This is a genomic window from Caballeronia sp. M23-90 (genome assembly GCF_053574605.1).
Genome location: NZ_JBSIPA010000663.1, coordinates 1 through 2589 on the forward strand (window position 1 = coordinate 1; position 2589 = coordinate 2589).

The 2589-nt window shown below is 57.4% G+C and carries 3 protein-coding genes; all 3 read left to right on the forward strand.

Features of this window, described 5'->3' with window-relative positions; genetic code table 11:
• A partial coding sequence (locus ACRXB1_RS34325) for a histidine kinase (protein ID WP_449494572.1) occupies positions 1 to 905 on the forward strand: 905 nt, incomplete at its 5' end.
• Positions 902 to 1534 carry a response regulator gene (locus tag ACRXB1_RS34330; protein WP_174364908.1) on the forward strand — a complete coding sequence of 211 codons (633 nt, stop codon included), beginning with the start codon at positions 902 to 904 and terminating at the stop codon, positions 1532 to 1534. The genes ACRXB1_RS34325 and ACRXB1_RS34330, both read left to right, overlap by 4 nt.
• Positions 1535 to 1733: 199 nt before the next feature.
• Positions 1734 to 1943 carry a hypothetical protein gene (locus ACRXB1_RS34335; protein ID WP_075358419.1) on the forward strand — a complete coding sequence of 70 codons (210 nt, stop codon included), beginning with the start codon at positions 1734 to 1736 and terminating at the stop codon, positions 1941 to 1943.
• Positions 1944 to 2589: the final 646 nt, after the last annotated feature.

Genomic DNA, 2589 nt, shown 5'->3' on the forward strand with positions numbered 1-2589 from the left:
CCGACGACCATGCCGCCTTCAGGCGGGCGGTGCGCGTGCTGATGTGCACGGGGAAGCCGTTTGGTATCGATCATCGTATTGTCGGACCCGATGGCGCCACGCGGATCGTGCGGCTGCAAGCGGAACATATCCAGGCCGATGAGGGAAGTCCGTGGGGTATCGTGGGAACCGTTCAGGACATCACCGAGCGCAAGCGGACCGAGGAAGAACTGCTCGCATCACGTGAGCGGTTGCGCGAATTGTCGGCCTATCTCGAAGCGATCCGCGAAGAGGAAAGACGGCGCATTGCCATGGAAATCCACGACGAACTCGGACAGGTCCTGACCGCGCTGAAGATGGATGTTGCGCTGCTGAAGATGCGCCTCGTGGGTGATGCGAACGTCAAGGCAAACACCGATCCTGAAGCCACGCGCAAGATCGACGACATTCGCGAACTGGTCGAAAAGACGATCTGGATGGTGCGCAATGTCGCGAGTCATTTGCGGCCTGCTGCGCTCAATTTCGGCGTAGTCTCGGCGCTCGAATGGCTCGCCGAGGACTTCGCACGGCGTAACGGCATGCCATGCCAGCTCGTCGTGCGCGGTGGCGAACCCGTGCTTGCCGATGCGTTTTCCACCGCCGTATTTCGCATCGTCCAGGAGTCGCTGACGAACGTATCGCGGCATGCGGAGGCGTCGCGCGTGACCGTAACGCTGGTGAGCAGCGACGTCGCGCTCGATCTGCGCGTAAGCGATGACGGCAAGGGCTTCGACGCTGATTCCGCGCAAGGCGGTTACTCGTATGGCCTGCTCGGCATGAGCGAACGCGCGAGACTGATCGGCGGGACATTGCAGATAGACAGCGCGCCGGGCGCGGGAACCATGGTGTCGATTCACTTACCGCTCGACGGCGGACGGGAACAATGATCAGTATTTTCATAGCCGATGACCACGCAATCGTACGCAGCGGACTCAAGCAGATCGTTGCGACCACGACCGATATCCAGGTGGTCGGCGAAGCAGCGCACGGCGCCGATGTAGTGGACAAGCTGCGTGCCTGCCACGTCGATCTGCTGATGCTCGACATGACCATGCCCGGCATCAGCGGCGTGGACCTGATCCGGCGTGTGCGGGCCGAGCAGCCGGCGCTTCCCATTCTCGTGCTGAGCATTCACAACGAAGGGCAGGTCGTTTCGCGCGCGTTGCGTGCGGGCGCAACGGGTTACGTCACGAAGGACAGCGATCTCGAAGTGCTGCTTGCGGCGATTCGCAAGCTCGCTGCGGGCGGACGTTTCATCGATCCGAAACTCGTGGATGCAATCGTTTTCGATGCCCCATCGAACGACGGGCCACCGCACGAGATCCTGTCGGACCGCGAATTCCAGGTGTTACGGATGCTGGCTGCGGGCAGCAGCATCAACGATATTGCCGACGCCCTCTCGCTCAGCGCCAAGACTATCAGCACACACAAGATGCGGTTCATGCAGAAGCTCGGCCTGAACAATAATTCGGAAATGATCCGATACGCAGTGAGGCACGGATTGGTGACCGAATAGCGATTGATTCGCCGTGTCAGGAAATCCTGATAGGAGAATCAGGAACCGCCTAGGGGAAAATCCGCTTCCGCCGACTGGCAATTCGAGGCCGAATAATTAATATGAAGCTGTATGAAACGATGCGTCCATCTGAAACGCGTTCCAGCGCTGTATTTCCGTTTCATTCTCGATGTTCGCCTGGTTAAGTTGCGGAGATCCTATGGCCGATCGATCCGTAGTGGCTGAAGAGTTGATGCTGGTCGATTTGAAGGAGTGGATAAGTCTCTGGTACGACCGCTCCGTCGCCGCGAAATTCATCCGGCCGCCATTCCGGCTGGATGATCCGACTGCCGAGCGTTTGCAAGGTTATTTTGAAGTAGGCCTGAGCCCGGACGATGCCGTACTGGCGTTTTTCGGCGTCATGCACTGAGTGTGCGTGTAGTCCAATCCCTGACCGTCTCTCAGTTCTAGCCCATCCCTCGGAAGCTAGAATTTTCAAGCGCCATGCTCGCATGGCGCTTTTTTTTCGCCTTGGTTCTCCGGTTCTGCTAAAACGCCAAACCGTTCAAAAACAGGATCGATAATCTTTCGTTTGCATATCTTTAAATTACAAATTAGTAATAAAAATAGGCCGATGCTTCGTTGACTCGCAAGACTTCATTAAAAGCCCTAAGCCAACTTAGGGTATGCGCGGCATTCTATTTATCGCGGTTATTATTCTTTCTTTCGAAAAATGACAGGCCGAAACATATCGGCTTGATCGGCGTGCGGGCGCTCTGCGACTCCCGCGCCGCCAAAGCACCTCCTCCTCCCCACATCGAATGCCGTTCCACGGCAGCCGATGTCGTGTCTTCTCGAAACGCATGGTGGTTCGTGGTAACTGCGGCTCGTTTTGTATTTGCGTTCCTGTCGCTTTATCGTCTTCAACCCTACGAACCTTTCCATGTCTATCAAGAAGAAAGCTTGTCGCGCACTCGTCATTGCCACCTTGCTTGCCGGCGTTTCTTGCGCGGGCACCGCGCGCGCGCCCGCAAGCGAGGTGGCAATGACGGGAGGTCGGGAGAGCACCCGGCTGA

What these genes read in the sequence shown, in the direction of transcription:
- ACRXB1_RS34335 (WP_075358419.1), top strand. Translation starts at nt 1,734, where the DNA reads ATGGCCGATCGATCCGTAGTGGCTGAAGAGTTGATGCTGGTCGATTTG.
- ACRXB1_RS34330 (WP_174364908.1), top strand. Translation starts at nt 902, where the DNA reads ATGATCAGTATTTTCATAGCCGATGACCACGCAATCGTACGCAGCGGA.